This is a genomic window from Aliidongia sp., from assembly GCF_035943795.1.
Taxonomy (GTDB): Bacteria; Pseudomonadota; Alphaproteobacteria; order ATCC43930; family CGMCC-115725; genus Aliidongia.
Genome location: NZ_DASZBY010000112.1, coordinates 1 through 14398, shown reverse-complemented (window position 1 = coordinate 14398; position 14398 = coordinate 1). Strand labels below are relative to the sequence as shown.

The following is a 14398-nucleotide window of genomic DNA, read 5'->3' as shown; positions in this document are numbered from 1 at the left end:
CGCGTCGCTGGCTTTGATCGGGATCGCAAGCCCGGTACTCGCTCAATCGAGCAGCAGCGGGCCGACCGCCACGCCGCCGAGCGCCACCGCACCCGACAGCAGCGCACCCGCCGCTGCGTCCCCCGGCATGACCACGCCGAACAATTCCTCGACCAACATGCCGCAGGACACGGCGCCGATGTCCTCCAAGGACAGCACGTCGGCGGTTTCTCCGGCCCAGGGCAGCACCCAGTCCAATTCGGACATGAGCCAGTCCGGTTCGGCCGATCAGTCGTCGATGCACAAGGCGTCGCACAAGGCCCATCACAAGGCGATGGACAGCACCAAGACGTCGGGCAGCAAGAGTACCGACCACGATGCCGAGCAGCTCAATCAACAAGAGCTGGGCAAGCTCCGGTCGCCGAGCTGATCGGTCCTGGGGTTCCTTCATGGAACAGGGCGGGTTCGAGAGCCCGCCCTGTTTTTTTGATGGATAGCTTCTTTTGACGCATCGCTCCGCGCGTGAGACCTTGGCCGTCGTTCTATCGACGGAGGATTGCCATGGTAACGCGGGAAGATGTGCTCGATCTGGCATCGGCTCGATTCGACGACGGCACGTTCCTGGCGGCACTGGCCCGTCGCGTTGCCATTCCGACCGAGAGCCAGGATCCGCGCGGCGCGCCCCATCTGTCGGACTACCTGACCAGCGAGATCAGGCCGACCTTCGAGACGCTGGGCGGCCAGTTCCGCATCTATGACAATCCCGTGGTGGGCGGCCCGCCCATCGGCGTCGGCACGATCGACGAAGATCCGTCCCTGCCCACCGTCCTGGTCTACGGTCATGGCGACACGGTGCGCGGCCAGGAAGGGCAATGGGCCGACGGCCGCGATCCCTGGCGGCTCGACCGCGACGGCGACCGGATCTACGGTCGCGGCGTCGCCGACAACAAGGGCCAGCATTCCGTCAATCTCGCTGCCCTGCAGACCGTGCGCGAGGCGCGGGGACGGCTGGGCTTCAACCTGCGCTTCCTGCTGGAAATGGCCGAGGAGGTGGGCTCGACCGGCTTGCGCGAATTCTGCGAAGCGGAGCGGGCGCTACTGTCGGCCGACCTGCTGATCGCGTCGGACGGGCCGCGGCTGGAGGCCCATCGCCCCACCGTATTCATGGGCGCACGGGGCGCCTTCAATTTCGACCTCTCGATCGACCTGCGCGCCGGGGGGCATCATTCCGGCAATTGGGGCGGGTTGCTGGCCAACCCGGCGATCCGGCTGATGCACGCGATTGCGAGCCTGGTCGGTCCGACCGGCGCGATCCAGGTGCCGGAGCTGAAACCGGCCGCCATTCCCGAAAGCGTGCGGGCCTGCCTGGTCGGCCTGTCGGTCGACGGCGGTCCGGATGCACCGGAGATCGATCCCGGCTGGGGCGAGCCCGGCCTGACTCCGGCCGAAAAGGTCTTCGCCTGGAACACCTTCGAAGTGCTGGCCATGAAGGCCGGCAATCCCGACGCGCCGGTGAACGCGATTCCGCCCTGGGCCCGCGCCCATTGCCAGATGCGCTTTACGGTCGACCGGGACCCGGAGACGTTCCTGCCGGCGATCCGCCGCCATCTAGCCGCGGCGGGATTTCCCGAGGTCGTCGTCGCGCCGGCGGACAAGGGGTATTTCAACGCGACCCGGCTCGATCCGCAGCATCCGGCGGCGCAATGGGCGGTCAGATCGGTCGCGCGTTCCGCTGGCCGGGAGCCGGCGGTGCTGCCCAATCTCGGCGGCTCGCTGCCGAACGACCTCTTCGCCCAACTGCTCGGCATGCCTACGATCTGGGTGCCGCACTCCTACGCCGGATGCAGCCAGCATGCCCCGAACGAGCATGGGCTGGCCCCGGTTCTGCGCGAAGGTCTGCGCATCATGACCGGCCTGTTCTGGGACCTGGGCGAGTCGCCGCCAAACCTGGCGCCATGATCGAGATCACCCACAGCATCTTCCTCGATGAACGGGAGCTCGACGAGAGCTTCGTGCGCGCGTCCGGTCCGGGCGGGCAGAACGTCAACAAGGTCTCGACCGCGGTCGAACTGCGCTGGAACGTCGCCCTGTCGCCGGCCCTGACCGAGCCGGTGCGGACGCGGCTGATGAAGCTCGCCGGACGGCGCCTGACGCTCGACGGCGTGCTGATCATCCAGGCCGACCAGTTCCGGTCCCAAGACCGCAATCGCCAGGACGCGCTCGATCGGCTGATCGCCCTGGTACGCGAAGCCGCGATCGCGCCGATCCACCGCCGCCCGACCCGCCCGACGCTCGGCAGCAAGAAGCGGCGGCTCGAATCCAAGGGCAAGCGCGGCGATTTGAAGAAGCTGCGGTCGAGCAAGGGCGAGGATTAGCAGCCGCTCGCCCCAAGCATACCCGCCAGCCGGCACCAGCCTGTATCCGGCCGCTGAAATCGGATACCATTTCGGTATACCAATCAGCGTGAGGGAAAACATGCTCGAGGGCAGGGACGGCGCGAGGGATTCCGAAACCCATTGGCAGCGCAACCTTTACGTCTGCCTCGTCGGCTCCTTCACCACCATCGTCTCGATGACGCTGCTGCTGCCGTTCCTGCCGCTTTATGTCGAGCAGCTGGGCATCAGCGATCATGCGGCGATCGTCCAATGGTCGGGCGTGGCCTATGGGGCGACGTTCTTCGCCGCCGCCCTGGTCGCGCCGGTCTGGGGCCGCCTGGCCGACCGCTATGGCCGCAAGCTCATGCTGATCCGCGCCAGCCTCGGCATGGCTATCGCCATGTCGCTGATGGGCATGGCCGCCGATGTGTGGCAATTGACGGCGCTTCGTCTGCTGGTCGGGCTCGCCGGCGGCTATGCTTCCGGGTCGACCATCCTGGTCGCGACCCAGACACCGAAGGCCCGGTCCGGCTGGGCGCTCGGCACGCTATCCTCAGGTATCATGGCCGGCAACCTCGTGGGCCCGCTGATCGGCGGCGCGCTGCCGCCGCTGATCGGCATCCGCGGCACCTTCCTGGCGGCGGGCGGCGTCATCTTCCTGACGTTCCTCGCGACCTGCTTCCTCATTCGCGAGGCGCGGCCCACGAAGGCGGAGCGGAAGATCCGGGCGCGCATCGGCTGGTCGTCGATATCCGATCCCCGGCCGATCGTCGCCATGCTGGTGACCGGCACGCTGCTCATGGTCGCCAACATGTCGATCGAGCCGATCATCACGGTCTATGTGGCGCAGCTGGTGGCGGATCCGGCCAACGTCACGCTGGTCGCCGGCGTCGTCATGTCCGCGGCGGCATTGGGCAGCATCCTGTCGGCCGCCCGGCTGGGCCAGCTTGCCGACCGGGTCGGTCATTGGAACGTCATCGTGGGCGCGCTCGCCGTGTCGGCGCTGCTGCTCATCCCGCAGGCCTTCGTGACCGCGAGTTGGCAGCTGGTCCTGCTGCGCTTCCTGATGGGCCTGGCGCTCGGCGGCCTGCTGCCCTGCATCACGGCCGTCATCCGTCACAACGTGCCGGACGGCCTGGCCGGAACCATGCTGGGCTACGCGACCTCCGCACAATATACCGGCCAGGTGATCGGACCGGTGCTGGGCGGGTTCTTCGGCGGCCATTTCGGCATGCCGTCTGTGTTCCTCGGCACCTGCGTGCTGATGGCGGTCGGCGCGCTCTATAACTGGCGCGCCAGGACCGTCAACGAGGAGCTGTAGTGTCGGAAAAGGTTACACAACTGAAAGAGATATTTTTCCAAACCATTGATAATGTTTCATTAACCTTGTTGGCCGGCTTTTTGCTTACCCCGATAGTGCGATGGCTTGGCCGCCGTCTGAGACCGTCCTGATCCTTATCGTCCGCCCTGCCCGGGGCGAGTGGCCGCTGCAATGGCGGGCCTTAATCAGGGGAGGTCTCTTCATGCGTTTCCATACACTCATGCTCGCTGCTCTCGCGACCGCCGGATCGATCTGCGCTGCTCCGGCCATGGCGGGCATCATCGCGGACACGTCTCGCGCCCAGCTCAATGCCAACAACACGGTCGCCTGGAGCGCTTTCGGCGCGGATGGCAGCACCCTCAGCACACCGGTATTCGAGCCCGTGGGTTCGGAGAGCGTGCATGTCGCCTCGTCCAGCGGGCAGCTGCTGATCAATCAGCAGGGCACCACCTGGAACGGCAATTTTGCAAACGGCGACTCTGTGCTGTTCCAGCCGAACGACAGCGACTCATTCATCGTCGGCTTTTCGACGCCGGTCAGTGCCGTCGGCACCCAGATCGAGTCCGACACGTTCGGCGCGTTCACCGGATACATGGATTTCTGGAGCACCACCAACGTCCTGCTGGGCGAAGTGTCGGTCTCGGGCAACTCGTCTTCGGCCGGCGACAATTCGGCGGTGTTCATCGGCGGCCAGTCGAGCGCGGCCGACATCAGCTATGTGACGTTCCTCGTGAATGTCGGAAACCCCAGCTTTCCGAAGCAGGGCGACCTCGGCATCAACCAGCTCGATTTCACGACGAATGGGACCTCGGTACCGGAGCCGCTGTCCCTCGCGCTGTTCGGCGCAGGGTTGGGCGGTCTAGGCCTGCTGCGGCACCGTCGCACGGCCTGACGACTCGGACGATCCTCGGCGGCTATTCCCGGTGGTAGGGGTGGCCGGCGAGGATGGTCTGCGCGCGATAAAGCTGCTCGGCGACGAGTGCGCGGACCAGCATGTGCGGCCAAGTTTGTTTGCCGAGCGAGAGGACCAGATCGGCACGCGCGCGCGCGGCATCGCCATGGCCGTCGGCACCGCCGATCAGCAGGGCCAGATCGGCGACGCCCTGGTCGCGCCATTGGCCGATCCGCCCGGCAAAGGCAGGGCTGGTGAAATCTCGGCCGCGCTCATCCAGCAACAGCACGGTCGCGCCCTTGGGCACGGCCGCCAGCAGCAGTTCGGCTTCGCGCGCCTTCAGTTGTGCCGAAGGCAGGGGCCGCTTCTCCTCGACCTCGACCAGGGTCAGGGGCGGCGACAGGCGCTGGGCATAATCCAGGAACAGATCACGCGCCGGCCCGGGCTTCGCGCGGCCGACCGCGATCAGGGTCGCGCGCAAGGCCGGATCAGGCTTGCTGGGCGACCTGCAGCAGCTCGGTCGGGCCGCTCCACATCTTTTCGAGCTTGTAGAACTCGCGCACTTCCGGCCGGAAGATGTGGACGATGACGTCGCCGGCATCGAGCAACACCCAATCGCCCTGCGTCTTGCCCTCGATCGAGACGCGGCCCTGGCCCATGTCCTTGAGCTTGCTCGCGACCTGTTCGGCAAGGGCGGTCACCTGGCGGGTCGACCGGCCCGACGCCACGACCATGTGGTCGGCGATCGACGATTTGCCGCGCAGGTCGATGGCGACGATCTCTTCGGCCTTGCCGTCGTCCAGGGTGGCGACGATGACGTCCAGCAAGGAAGGCTCGACGATGGCAATGGGCTCGGCTGCCGTGGGCTTCTTGGCGATAATCTATCCCCTTAGGATATCTGACTCGTGGCGGGCGCGTCGTTTCGCACCCGGGGCGCGAAGACCGAACGACGCCGTCGCACCCGGATGGCCGTCGCCGACAGCGGATCGAGCCGCGTCGCGAAAAACACCCATGCCGGCGTCGGTGCCGCTGCGAGGCGCCGAGCCGAACCGGGAAACATCCGATGGCGTGCGAAACGGCGCGCGGCCAAACTGCCGAGCGCCGACAAAGAATAAGCCGGACGCGCGAAAACTGCAATGGGAGTGAGCCGGAAGATCTCGGTCCAGCTCTCCCATCGGGCGATCTGCCGCAAGTTGTCGGCACCCATCAGCCAGACAAAATGAGCGGCCGGGAAGCGTTTCCTCAAAGCCGTCAAAGTATCGGCCGTGTAATGGGTACCGAGCGTGACCTCGATATCCGTAACCCGGATATGCGAATGTTGCGCAACGGCCGCGGCCTGCGCGACCCGCTCGGCCAGCGGTGCCATGCCCGTAACCGGCTTCAGCGGGTTCTGCGGCGAGACGAGCCACCAGATCTCGTCCAGGTCGAGATGCTTCAGGGCCAGTTGGCTGATGTGGAGATGGCCGCGGTGCGCCGGGTTGAACGATCCGCCCAGCAACCCGATCTTGCGGGTGCGGCGATCGCCCAGGCTCGGCGACAGGGCCAGCGTGCCGGCGGCGGCCCGCCGGTTCGGATGGGGGGTTTTCAGGGTCTGGTCTGCCCGTTGCCGCGCACGCGATATTTATAGCTGGTCAGTTCGGCGACGCCGACCGGGCCGCGCGCGTGCAGCTTGCCCGTCGAGATGCCGATCTCGGCCCCCATGCCGAACTCGCTGCCATCGGCGAACTGGGTCGACGCGTTGTGCATGACGATGGCGCTGTCGACCCGGGCCAGGAACCGCTCGGCCGCCTCGGGATCCTCGGTCACGATCGATTCGGTGTGCTGCGAGCCATAGGTCGCGATATGGGCGATGGCCTCGTCGACCCCGCCCAAGATCCGGACCGACAGGATCGGGGCCAGATATTCGGTCGACCAGTCTTCCTCGGTCGCCGGCAGGACCCGATCGTCGAGCGCGCAGGTCTCGGCATCGCCGCGGATCTCGCAGCCGGCGCCGATCAGGTCCGCCAGCATGGGGACCAGGTGGCTGGCCGCGACCGCGCGGTCGACCAGCAGGGTCTCGGCCGACCCGCACACGCCGGTCCGGCGCAGCTTGGCGTTCAGGATGATGGCACGCGCCTTGGCGAGATCGGCCGCCTTGTCGACATAGACGTGGCAGATGCCGTCGAGATGCTTCAGCACCGGGATCCGGCTTTCGGCCGCGACGCGCTGGATCAGCGATTTGCCGCCGCGCGGGATGATGACGTCGATGTAGCGGTCGAGCGTCAGCAGGATGCCGACGGCGGCGCGATCCTGGCTCGGCACGCGTTGGATCGCGTCGCCGGGCAGGCCGGCCGCTTCAAGCCCGGTGGCGAGCGCTGCCAGGATCGCGGCCGACGAATGGGTGCTCTCGCTGCCGCCGCGCAGGATCGCGGCATTGCCGGCCTTGAGGCAGAGCGCCGCGGCATCGGCGGTCACGTTCGGCCGGCTCTCGTAGATGATGCCGATCACGCCCAGCGGCACGCGCACCTTTTCGATGCGCAAGCCGTTCGGTCGCGTCACGACCGACTCGATGGTGCCGACCGGGTCGGGCAGGGCGGCCACCTCTTCGAGGCCCACGGCCATCGCTTCGATCCGGCGGTCGTCGAGCGTCAACCGGTCGATCATCGCCGGTGTCATGGTCCGGCCGGTCGCGGTCGCGAGGTCGCGCCGGTTGGCGGCGAGAATGGCGGGGGCATCGGCTCGAATCGCGGAGGCTGCTGCGCGCAGCGCCCGGTTCTTGGCGTCGGTTGAAGCATTGGCGAGGATGCCGGCTGCCGCCCGGGCGCGCTGGCCCAGTGCTTCCATCGCCATCGCCAGGCTATCGTCGGCCACGCCGGCCAGGTTTACCGCCATACTCGAAATCCCTCAGGCGACACCCGAGCGCGCCTCAACCCACGACCAGATCGTCGCGGTGGATGATCTCGTCCCGGCCACGGTAGCCGAGCAGGTTCTCGATTTCACCGCTTTTATGGCCGAGCAGCAACGCGACATCGGCACTTGCGTAGGCGGTCAGCCCGCGCGCGATGACATGGCCGTCCTGGCCGCGCACCAGGATGGCGTCGCCGCGCTCGAACGCGCCCTCGACCGCGACGATGCCGGCCGGCAGCAGGCTGCGCCCGGAATGCAATGCCTTGATCGCGCCCAGGTCGACCACGACCGTGCCCGATGGCGCCACGCTGCCGGCGATCCAGCGCTTGCGCGCGGTCAGCGGCTCGGCCGACGGCAGGAACCAGGAAACCCGGGCGCCGGCCTCGATCGCGGCCAGCGGATGGTCGACATGGCCCTGCGCGATCAGCATGCGGCAGCCGGCGGCCATGGCGATGCGCGCGGCAGCCAGCTTGGTCACCATGCCGCCGGAGCTCATGCCAGGCAGGGGCGGGCCGGCCATCGCCTCGATCTCCGGCGTCAGTTCGGCGATCTCCGGCAGGTGGCGTGCGGTCGAGTCGGTGCGCGGGTTGGCGGTATAGAGCCCGTCGATGTCGGACAGCAGGATCAGCGTGTCGGCCGAGATCATCTGCGCGACACGGGCCGCCAGCCGGTCGTTGTCGCCGAAGCGGATCTCCGACGTGGTGACCGTATCGTTCTCGTTGATCACCGGCACGACGCCCAGCGCCAGCAGCTGGTTGATCGTGGCTCGCGCGTTCAGGTGTCGGCGCCGCGCCTCGGTATCCTCGCGGGTCAGCAAGATCTGGCCGACCGACAGGCCGTGGCGGGCGAGAGTTTCCTGATAGAGCTGGGCCAGGCGGATCTGGCCGACGGCGGCGGCCGCCTGCTTTTCCTCGAGCTTGACCGGCCGATGGGCGAGGCCGAGGCCGCTGCGTCCGACCGCGATGGCGCCGGACGTCACGATCAGCACTTCCTGGCCGCGTGCCCGGCATGCAGCGACATCGTCGGCCAACGCGTCGAGCCAGCGCCGGCGGATCTCCAGGGTTTCAGGATCGACCAGCAACGCCGAGCCGATCTTGACGATCAATCGTCGGGATTGGGCAAGGCGATGCGGGCTGGTCATGGCCGGCTAGAGCGTGTCGAACGCGGCGCGGGACGCCTCTTCGCGGGCCGCGCGCTTCGCCGTCATCTCGGCGCGCAACGCATGGAGCACGGGGGGCACGCCGGCGCCGGTGGCGCCGGACAGCACATAGACCGGCCGCTTGGACGAGCGCTTCAGCTTGGCGACCTTCGCCTTGAGCTCGTCCTCGGGAATGGCGTCGGCCTTGTTGAGCCCGATCACCTCGGGCTTGTCGACGAGGCCGCCGCCATAGGCTTTCAGTTCCTTGCGGATCAGCTTGTAGGCACCGAGGATGTCCTCTTCGGTGCCGTCGATCAGGTGCAGGATGACCGCGCAGCGCTCGACATGGCCGAGGAAGCGATGACCGAGGCCGGCGCCGTCGCTGGCGCCCTCGATCAGGCCGGGCAGGTCGGCCAGCACGAATTCCTCGTCGCCCACTCCGACGACGCCCAGCTGCGGCTTCAGGGTGGTGAACGGGTAGTCGGCGATCTTGGGTTTGGCGCGCGAGGTCGCGGCCAGGAAGGTCGACTTGCCGGCATTGGGCAATCCCACCAGGCCGGCATCGGCGATCAGCTTCAGGCGTAGCCAGATCCAGCGTTCCTGGCCGGGCCAGCCCTGGTCCTTGCGAGTCGGCGCCTGGTTGGTCGAGGTCTTGTAATGGTGATTGCCGAAGCCGCCGTCGCCGCCGCGCAGGAACACGATGCGCTGGCCGGCCTCGGTGAAGTCCAGGAGGACGGTTTCCTTGTCCTCGTCCATCACTTGGGTCCCGACCGGCACCTTCAGCACGATGTGCTCGCCGCCATGGCCGGTCTTGACCTTGCCGGCGCCGGGCCGGCCGTTCTGGGCCCGGAAATGCTGCATGTAGCGATAGTCGATCAGCGTGTTCAGGTTATCGACGACTTCGAAGATGATGTCGCCGCCGCGTCCGCCGTCGCCGCCGTCCGGTCCGCCGAACTCGATGAATTTCTCGCGCCGGAAGCTCGCCGTGCCGGCCCCGCCGTCACCGCTCTTCAGGTAGATCTTGCATTGATCGAGAAATTTCATGACCTAAGGCGGCTTTCGAGACAAAGAAAAAGGGGAATGGTGACCCATCCCCCTTCGAAACCGAACCTTCCCGGTGGGAAGGGGAGTTTTACTCGGCGGCTTCGGCCACCGGCGCCGGCTCGACCGTGATGTAGGTGCGGTCGAGGCGACCGTGCAGGAACTTGACCGAGCCGTCGACCAGCGCGAACAGCGTATGGTCGCGGCCCATGCCGACGCCGGCGCCCGCATAGAACTTCGTGCCGCGCTGACGGACGAGGATGTTGCCGGCGATGACGGCCTGGCCGCCCGACTTCTTCAGACCAAGGCGGCGACCGGCTGAGTCGCGGCCGTTGCGGGATGAACCGCCAGCTTTCTTATGTGCCATCGAACCTTACTCCTGGGCTGCAGCGGCGGGAGCTGCCTTGGCCTTCGGCGCCTTCGCTGCCGCGGCCGTCACGATATCGGTGATGCGCAGCACCGTTAGATACTGACGATGGCCGTTCTTGCGGCGATAGTTGTGGCGCCGCTTCTTCTTGAAGACCAGCACCTTGTCGTCGCGCATCTGCTCCAGCACGGTTGCCGTGACGGAAACGCCCGACAGCTCGGGGGTGCCGGACGTGGTGCCGGCATCGTCGCCGACCATGAGGACATCCTCGAGGGTGATCGAGGAGCCGGCCTCGGCGACCAGCTTCTCCACCTTGATGACGTCGTTCTCGGCGACCTTGTACTGCTTGCCGCCGGTGCGGATGACTGCGAACATGTTTGGTCTTCTTCGACTGAATTTACATGACGGGCCAAAGCCGCCCGTTTGGAGCGGCGCATCATATAGGCGAGCCTTTCACTGTCAACGTGAATTGAGCGGAATGCTGCCATGACCTGAGCGAAAGCGCCTTGCCAGCCGGATTATCATGCGCTAATTACCCGCTCCTTGCTTCCGGGGTCTTCAACCAGGCCCCATTCGCGGCGGCAAGACTGCGGACAGGTGGCCGAGTGGTTGAAGGCGTCAGTCTCGAAAACTGAAGTACCCGTGAGGGTATCGTGAGTTCGAATCTCACCCTGTCCGCCATTCTCTCCAGGATCTCCGCCAGAAAGTGGGACGCAATAGGAAATTCAGTCCTTTTGTCCCGGAAAACTCTGGCATTTAATGGGACAAAATGGGACACTGACCGCGGCGAACGTTGTCCCGGAGATGTCCGATGCCGAAGCCCATCAAGCGCGGTCCCGCAAGCTATCAGATCAAAGTGCGGCGTCAGCTCCCCGATGGGAGCGTCACGAACATCAACAAAACCTTCGATACGTACGAGGAAGCGCAAAAGGCCATCGACGTAGCCGTCGGTAAAGTCTCCGGCGACGAACATGTCGATAAGAGGATCGAGCGGGGTACATCGTTCAACGACCTGCTTGAGCGCTACCGGGACAACGAGACCGCCAAGCGCCCCGACGGCCACCCGAAAGACAATGAGCTTTCGATGATTCGGAAATGGCAGCGGGTCGATTGGGCGCTGTGGCCGCTGACCTCTATAGAGTCGTCCATGATCGCGGAATGGCGCGACGAGCGGGTCGATGAAGGTCAAGCACCCACCACGATCGGCAATCCGATGAATCTTCTGTCCAAGATTTTCAGGGTTGCGAAAGCGGAATGGGGCCTCAAGGTCGAGAACCCGGTATCTGGCGTTGCGCGTCCAGAGAAGCCTGACCCGCGAGAGGTCGAGCTTCGGGTCCGGGAGGAGGAAATCCTGCTGCGCGAGTGCGGGAAGGGGCCTTGGCAACTGCTCTGGTGCGCCCGGATTGCACTTCTAACGGGCATGCGGGCGGGAGAAATCCGGCGAATCCAGCGGAAACACATTCACCTCGAAGAGTCTGAGCTTGGCGCTTATGGATATGTCCATCTGCCAAGGACCAAGAATGGCACCAAGCGGGACGTTCCCCTGGTCCGGCCGGAAGCGGGCGAGTTGTTCCGGGAGATAATTGAGTCGCCGGATATCCCGGCTCGAGCGGACGGCTTTCTGTTCGGCGACCCCACGAAGCTGGGATCCGAGGGCGGATACACGGCCACCATGTTGACCGCTGCATTCGCCGACGCGGTCACTCGCGCAGCCAAGTCCGATCCGGGGTTCAAGGCGCGGCACGCCAATCCCGAGGCCGAGAAGGATTTCGACCCCGAGGACCCGACAAACCTCACGTATCATGACCTCAGACACGTCGCGCTGACCCGCTTGGCGCCTTATCATCGGGATGCGCTCGATCTCGCCAAAACGTCGGGCCATAAGACGATTGCCATGCTCTCTATCTATTTCAACGAGGGCAAGGGGGAGCGAGCGAAGCGCCTGCGGCAAGCCGCCCTAGACCACGACGAACTGATGCAGTTGCGCGCGGAAAAGGCAGCACGACAAGTGGCGGAGGTGGCCAAGCTCAAGGGCAAACCAAAACCTAATCTTACGCTTGTTACCTGATGGCCAAAGCGACGCCCGTATCTACAGGCGTCGCTTTGCGTGAACATTCTACGTCGACCGGAGAAAATTGGACGGTGATTGCTTATCGCGACGCGGTCGGTTCGACTGACAATCTCCAGTCGTTTTCAGGCAAGAGACTGTCAATTCGAGTCAAAGGGCGCGAGTGAGAAACGCTTCTGTTTCCGGATTGAACTGCCAAGTCATGCAATCCGCGTAAGTCGCCCCAGTTTTGCTGCCAAGACCATCGGGGTCTAACTCGTACATCTCATCGCTCATTAGGGTAAGAATTCCCTCTTGTTTGAGGAGATCCAAAACGGCCTGACCAGTACCTTTGGTCATCCGGGCGTGTTCGATCTTGTCTTTGAAGCGCCTCAAATTTCCCTTGCTATGCGAGCGGAACGCGATAACGAACTTCCGGAACCGGCGAAGGGCTTCGTCCAGCTTGGGAGCCCTCTTCGGTGTTGGATTAGAGGCAAAGCTCGTCCAAGGGTGGCTTCGAGCGGTCGGCCACGAACACGTTAAAGTCACGCCCCCGCGCACGATCGGCAGCGAAGTAATTTCTCCCCCGTCGAAACTGTTTGCTTCAAGATAAACGACACCGCCGCTGCTGCCACGCGGGCACTCTATGACAACTCTTTCTGCCGTCATGGTGAGCCGATTGCACTGAATGCTGATCGGCGCAACCAACATCGACTCGGCACCTGGCCCAATCTCCACGTGACCATTGGTCGTCGTGATTTCAACGTCCTCAACGTACGCTCCCAACCGAAGCACGCCCGTCTGCTCCGTGGAGAAATTTAGCGTACGGATGCGGTCCGAGTCATGCCGCTCGATGGTAATTTCCACCTCTGCCGTCAACGCTTCTTCATCAACGGCATCCTCGGGTTCTTCGACCAACAAGCTAGCAGAGTCTCCGAGGGAGAGCCGCGCCCTAAGAGAGGCGTATACTATTCCGACGTGTTCCGGCGGCAGGTAACTATTGTCTCTGTCCGCTCCGGACGGCACATAGAACTCCGCCAAGAATGGGTTCGCGGCAGCCCCGCGACGCAGTTCCTTTTGTGCTGCCTCCCCTTTAGAGGCAGGATTCTTAAGAGCCCTGGTGCTTATCAACGCCTCAAAAACAGCGGACGACGTGCCGTTGCCGCCGTCAAGAAACGGGTGATCGGGAACCCAAGTCGCAAGGGCGGAAGAATATATCTGAGCGTCCTTGGGGCTCATGGGTGGCATGAGGGGATCGGGCACGTTTGGGTAAAGCCTCGCCACGATCCGGTCGAGTTGCTCTTCGGGTGAGTACAAGCGGGTGCTAAGCGACTTGTCCTCGAATGGGAGCGTGTTTAGCTTTCCCCGCTCTCGGTCGAGAATTGCCGAGGCGACGCCTTCGAGCGTGACAGGCTGACCCCCAGCTTCCACGTTAGCAATCAGTCCTTGCGGGTTTGCATCGGCGACCCGTTCAGCAACGGTGTTGAGAACAGGGGCGTATCCGGCGAATCGGTCGCCGTCGCTATTTGTCTGCTCGCGAAGCCGGGCTAGCAACAAATCGATCGCCTTGCGTTCAGTCGTCTCAAACGGACTGTTCGGGCGTATCGTTCGAAGCCTTGCCTCGGCAAAATCCGCAGCGGCTTGGGCTTGGTAGTAGCCAATCTCGAGGACGGGTGCCTCGATTCCGTGTTCCGCCAAAATGAGCCACGTGTCCTGTATGGCTCCGGTTCGCCCGAACAGTACCGTCGGCACCGATCTGCCCTTCGAGATTGCAGCGACATCACCGATGAAAGCTTCGAACGCCTCCTGGGTGACCCGAAGTCGAGCTTCGTCGAGGCCGTCGACTAGGGCTGTGGTGGTGCCTGCTTGCCAGTGCGGAAACAGACCCGACCTCGCGAGGCCACCGCTGAGCGTATTGGCGCCGACAGCATCGGAGACTGCCAAGTCTAAGTAAATCGCGCCGGTCTCAAAAGCGATCTGGCGTGCAAGAGTCGATTTGCCGACAGCACCCGGAGCCGACACCAACAGCACGGGACTACGGGCAGGATCGCTCTCGGCACTCAGTTCATCGCTCAATGAAAGCGGGGCTTCCATAAAAGGTTTGCAACCGCTTTCCTCCTGGAACCAGCCGCGGACCAACGAGTTCGATCGGACGCGCGCCACATTCAAGCGCGGCTTCCAAAAATTCGTGATGGTTAGGTCCGACATGAATCAGAGCCGGCCGGGTTCGTTTGGACAGTTTGAGCCGGGAGATAAGTGGATCGTCTGCCGGTTACCGTCACGCTATGCCATTTGTGGGCCTCACGCAGGGAGGGCGTAGCCCGACCGGAGAGAGGCCCACAAATGGCGGCA

Annotated in this window: 16 protein-coding genes and 1 tRNA gene; 7 read left to right on the top strand and 10 right to left on the bottom strand. The window is 64.6% G+C overall.

Translation table 11 applies throughout. The annotated features are described in order from the left end of the window. Positions 1 to 42: 42 nt before the first annotated feature. Positions 43 to 246, bottom strand: a complete 204-nt coding sequence (locus VGV37_RS21875; protein WP_326881885.1) for a hypothetical protein — start codon at positions 244 to 246, stop codon at positions 43 to 45. Between VGV37_RS21875 and VGV37_RS21870 the strand changes: the two genes are divergently transcribed. The 5 genes from VGV37_RS21870 (at position 245) to VGV37_RS21850 (ending at position 4567) form a co-directional block, all read left to right on the top strand. Beyond that, entirely contained in the window at positions 245 to 409 is a 165-nt protein-coding gene (locus VGV37_RS21870) for a hypothetical protein (RefSeq protein WP_326881884.1), read from the top strand. The two genes, VGV37_RS21875 and VGV37_RS21870, sit on opposite strands and share 2 nt — an antisense overlap. 131 nt (positions 410 to 540) lie before the next feature. Beyond that, a complete protein-coding gene (locus VGV37_RS21865; protein WP_326881883.1) occupies positions 541 to 1938 on the top strand; it encodes a M20 family metallopeptidase in 1398 nt (465 codons plus the stop codon). Then, positions 1935 to 2354, top strand: a complete 420-nt coding sequence (gene arfB / locus VGV37_RS21860) for an alternative ribosome rescue aminoacyl-tRNA hydrolase ArfB (protein ID WP_326881882.1) — start codon at positions 1935 to 1937, stop codon at positions 2352 to 2354. Before VGV37_RS21865 ends, arfB begins: the two co-directional genes overlap by 4 nt. A 100-nt stretch (positions 2355 to 2454) precedes the next feature. Then, positions 2455 to 3675, top strand: coding sequence for an MFS transporter (locus VGV37_RS21855; protein ID WP_326881881.1), 1221 nt, complete (start codon positions 2455 to 2457; stop codon positions 3673 to 3675). Between the two features lie 202 nt (positions 3676 to 3877). Then, the gene (locus VGV37_RS21850; RefSeq protein WP_326881880.1) at positions 3878 to 4567 is read left to right on the top strand and encodes a PEP-CTERM sorting domain-containing protein; all 690 of its coding nucleotides are present in this window, start codon (positions 3878 to 3880) and stop codon (positions 4565 to 4567) included. Positions 4568 to 4589: 22 nt separating this feature from the next. On the opposite strand, the gene rlmH is transcribed toward VGV37_RS21850, so the two are convergent. From rlmH to rplU, 8 genes are all read right to left on the bottom strand, one after another. Next, positions 4590 to 5048 (bottom strand): 23S rRNA (pseudouridine(1915)-N(3))-methyltransferase RlmH, encoded by a 459-nt coding sequence (gene rlmH / locus VGV37_RS21845; RefSeq protein ID WP_326881879.1) that lies wholly within the window; start codon positions 5046 to 5048, stop codon positions 4590 to 4592. A 7-nt stretch (positions 5049 to 5055) separates the two neighbouring features. Continuing rightward, positions 5056 to 5394: a ribosome silencing factor gene (rsfS, locus tag VGV37_RS21840; protein ID WP_326881878.1), complete on the bottom strand. Its 339-nt coding sequence runs from the start codon at positions 5392 to 5394 to the stop codon at positions 5056 to 5058. Between the two features lie 62 nt (positions 5395 to 5456). Further along, on the bottom strand, positions 5457 to 6095 hold the full coding sequence (locus VGV37_RS21835; protein ID WP_326881922.1) for a nicotinate-nucleotide adenylyltransferase: 639 nt from the start codon (positions 6093 to 6095) through the stop codon (positions 5457 to 5459). Between the two features lie 56 nt (positions 6096 to 6151). Further along, a complete protein-coding gene (locus VGV37_RS21830; RefSeq protein WP_326881877.1) occupies positions 6152 to 7438 on the bottom strand; it encodes a glutamate-5-semialdehyde dehydrogenase in 1287 nt (428 codons plus the stop codon). Between the two features lie 34 nt (positions 7439 to 7472). After that, the gene (gene proB / locus VGV37_RS21825; RefSeq protein WP_326881876.1) at positions 7473 to 8594 is read right to left on the bottom strand and encodes a glutamate 5-kinase; all 1122 of its coding nucleotides are present in this window, start codon (positions 8592 to 8594) and stop codon (positions 7473 to 7475) included. Positions 8595 to 8600: 6 nt separating this feature from the next. After that, positions 8601 to 9635 (bottom strand): GTPase ObgE, encoded by a 1035-nt coding sequence (gene obgE, locus VGV37_RS21820; protein WP_326881875.1) that lies wholly within the window; start codon positions 9633 to 9635, stop codon positions 8601 to 8603. A gap of 88 nt (positions 9636 to 9723) precedes the next feature. Further along, positions 9724 to 9999: a 50S ribosomal protein L27 gene (gene rpmA, locus VGV37_RS21815; protein WP_326881874.1), complete on the bottom strand. Its 276-nt coding sequence runs from the start codon at positions 9997 to 9999 to the stop codon at positions 9724 to 9726. Positions 10000 to 10005: 6 nt separating this feature from the next. Continuing rightward, the gene (gene rplU, locus VGV37_RS21810) at positions 10006 to 10374 is read right to left on the bottom strand and encodes a 50S ribosomal protein L21 (RefSeq protein WP_326881873.1); all 369 of its coding nucleotides are present in this window, start codon (positions 10372 to 10374) and stop codon (positions 10006 to 10008) included. Positions 10375 to 10590: 216 nt separating this feature from the next. On the opposite strand from rplU, the gene VGV37_RS21805 reads away from it, so the two are divergent. After that, a tRNA-Ser gene (locus VGV37_RS21805) sits at positions 10591 to 10680 on the top strand. 130 nt (positions 10681 to 10810) lie between these two features. Next, entirely contained in the window at positions 10811 to 12067 is a 1257-nt protein-coding gene (locus VGV37_RS21800; RefSeq protein WP_326881872.1) for a site-specific integrase, read from the top strand. A gap of 150 nt (positions 12068 to 12217) precedes the next feature. Here VGV37_RS21800 and VGV37_RS21795 read toward each other — a convergent pair whose 3' ends face one another. Further along, the gene (locus tag VGV37_RS21795) at positions 12218 to 14254 is read right to left on the bottom strand and encodes a hypothetical protein (RefSeq protein ID WP_326881871.1); all 2037 of its coding nucleotides are present in this window, start codon (positions 14252 to 14254) and stop codon (positions 12218 to 12220) included. Positions 14255 to 14398 lie beyond the last annotated feature (144 nt).

Bases quoted from the DNA above. Each gene is read 5' to 3' on its own strand.
- proB (WP_326881876.1), bottom strand. From the start codon at position 8,594: ATGACCAGCCCGCATCGCCTTGCCCAATCCCGACGATTGATCGTCAAG.
- rpmA (WP_326881874.1), bottom strand. From the start codon at position 9,999: ATGGCACATAAGAAAGCTGGCGGTTCATCCCGCAACGGCCGCGACTCA.
- VGV37_RS21830 (WP_326881877.1), bottom strand. From the start codon at position 7,438: ATGGCGGTAAACCTGGCCGGCGTGGCCGACGATAGCCTGGCGATGGCG.
- rplU (WP_326881873.1), bottom strand. From the start codon at position 10,374: ATGTTCGCAGTCATCCGCACCGGCGGCAAGCAGTACAAGGTCGCCGAG.
- VGV37_RS21855 (WP_326881881.1), top strand. From the start codon at position 2,455: ATGCTCGAGGGCAGGGACGGCGCGAGGGATTCCGAAACCCATTGGCAG.
- VGV37_RS21850 (WP_326881880.1), top strand. From the start codon at position 3,878: ATGCGTTTCCATACACTCATGCTCGCTGCTCTCGCGACCGCCGGATCG.
- VGV37_RS21875 (WP_326881885.1), bottom strand. From the start codon at position 246: ATGTCCGAATTGGACTGGGTGCTGCCCTGGGCCGGAGAAACCGCCGAC.
- arfB (WP_326881882.1), top strand. From the start codon at position 1,935: ATGATCGAGATCACCCACAGCATCTTCCTCGATGAACGGGAGCTCGAC.
- VGV37_RS21800 (WP_326881872.1), top strand. From the start codon at position 10,811: ATGCCGAAGCCCATCAAGCGCGGTCCCGCAAGCTATCAGATCAAAGTG.
- VGV37_RS21795 (WP_326881871.1), bottom strand. From the start codon at position 14,254: ATGTCGGACCTAACCATCACGAATTTTTGGAAGCCGCGCTTGAATGTG.
- VGV37_RS21865 (WP_326881883.1), top strand. From the start codon at position 541: ATGGTAACGCGGGAAGATGTGCTCGATCTGGCATCGGCTCGATTCGAC.
- obgE (WP_326881875.1), bottom strand. From the start codon at position 9,635: ATGAAATTTCTCGATCAATGCAAGATCTACCTGAAGAGCGGTGACGGC.
- VGV37_RS21870 (WP_326881884.1), top strand. From the start codon at position 245: ATGAGCCAGTCCGGTTCGGCCGATCAGTCGTCGATGCACAAGGCGTCG.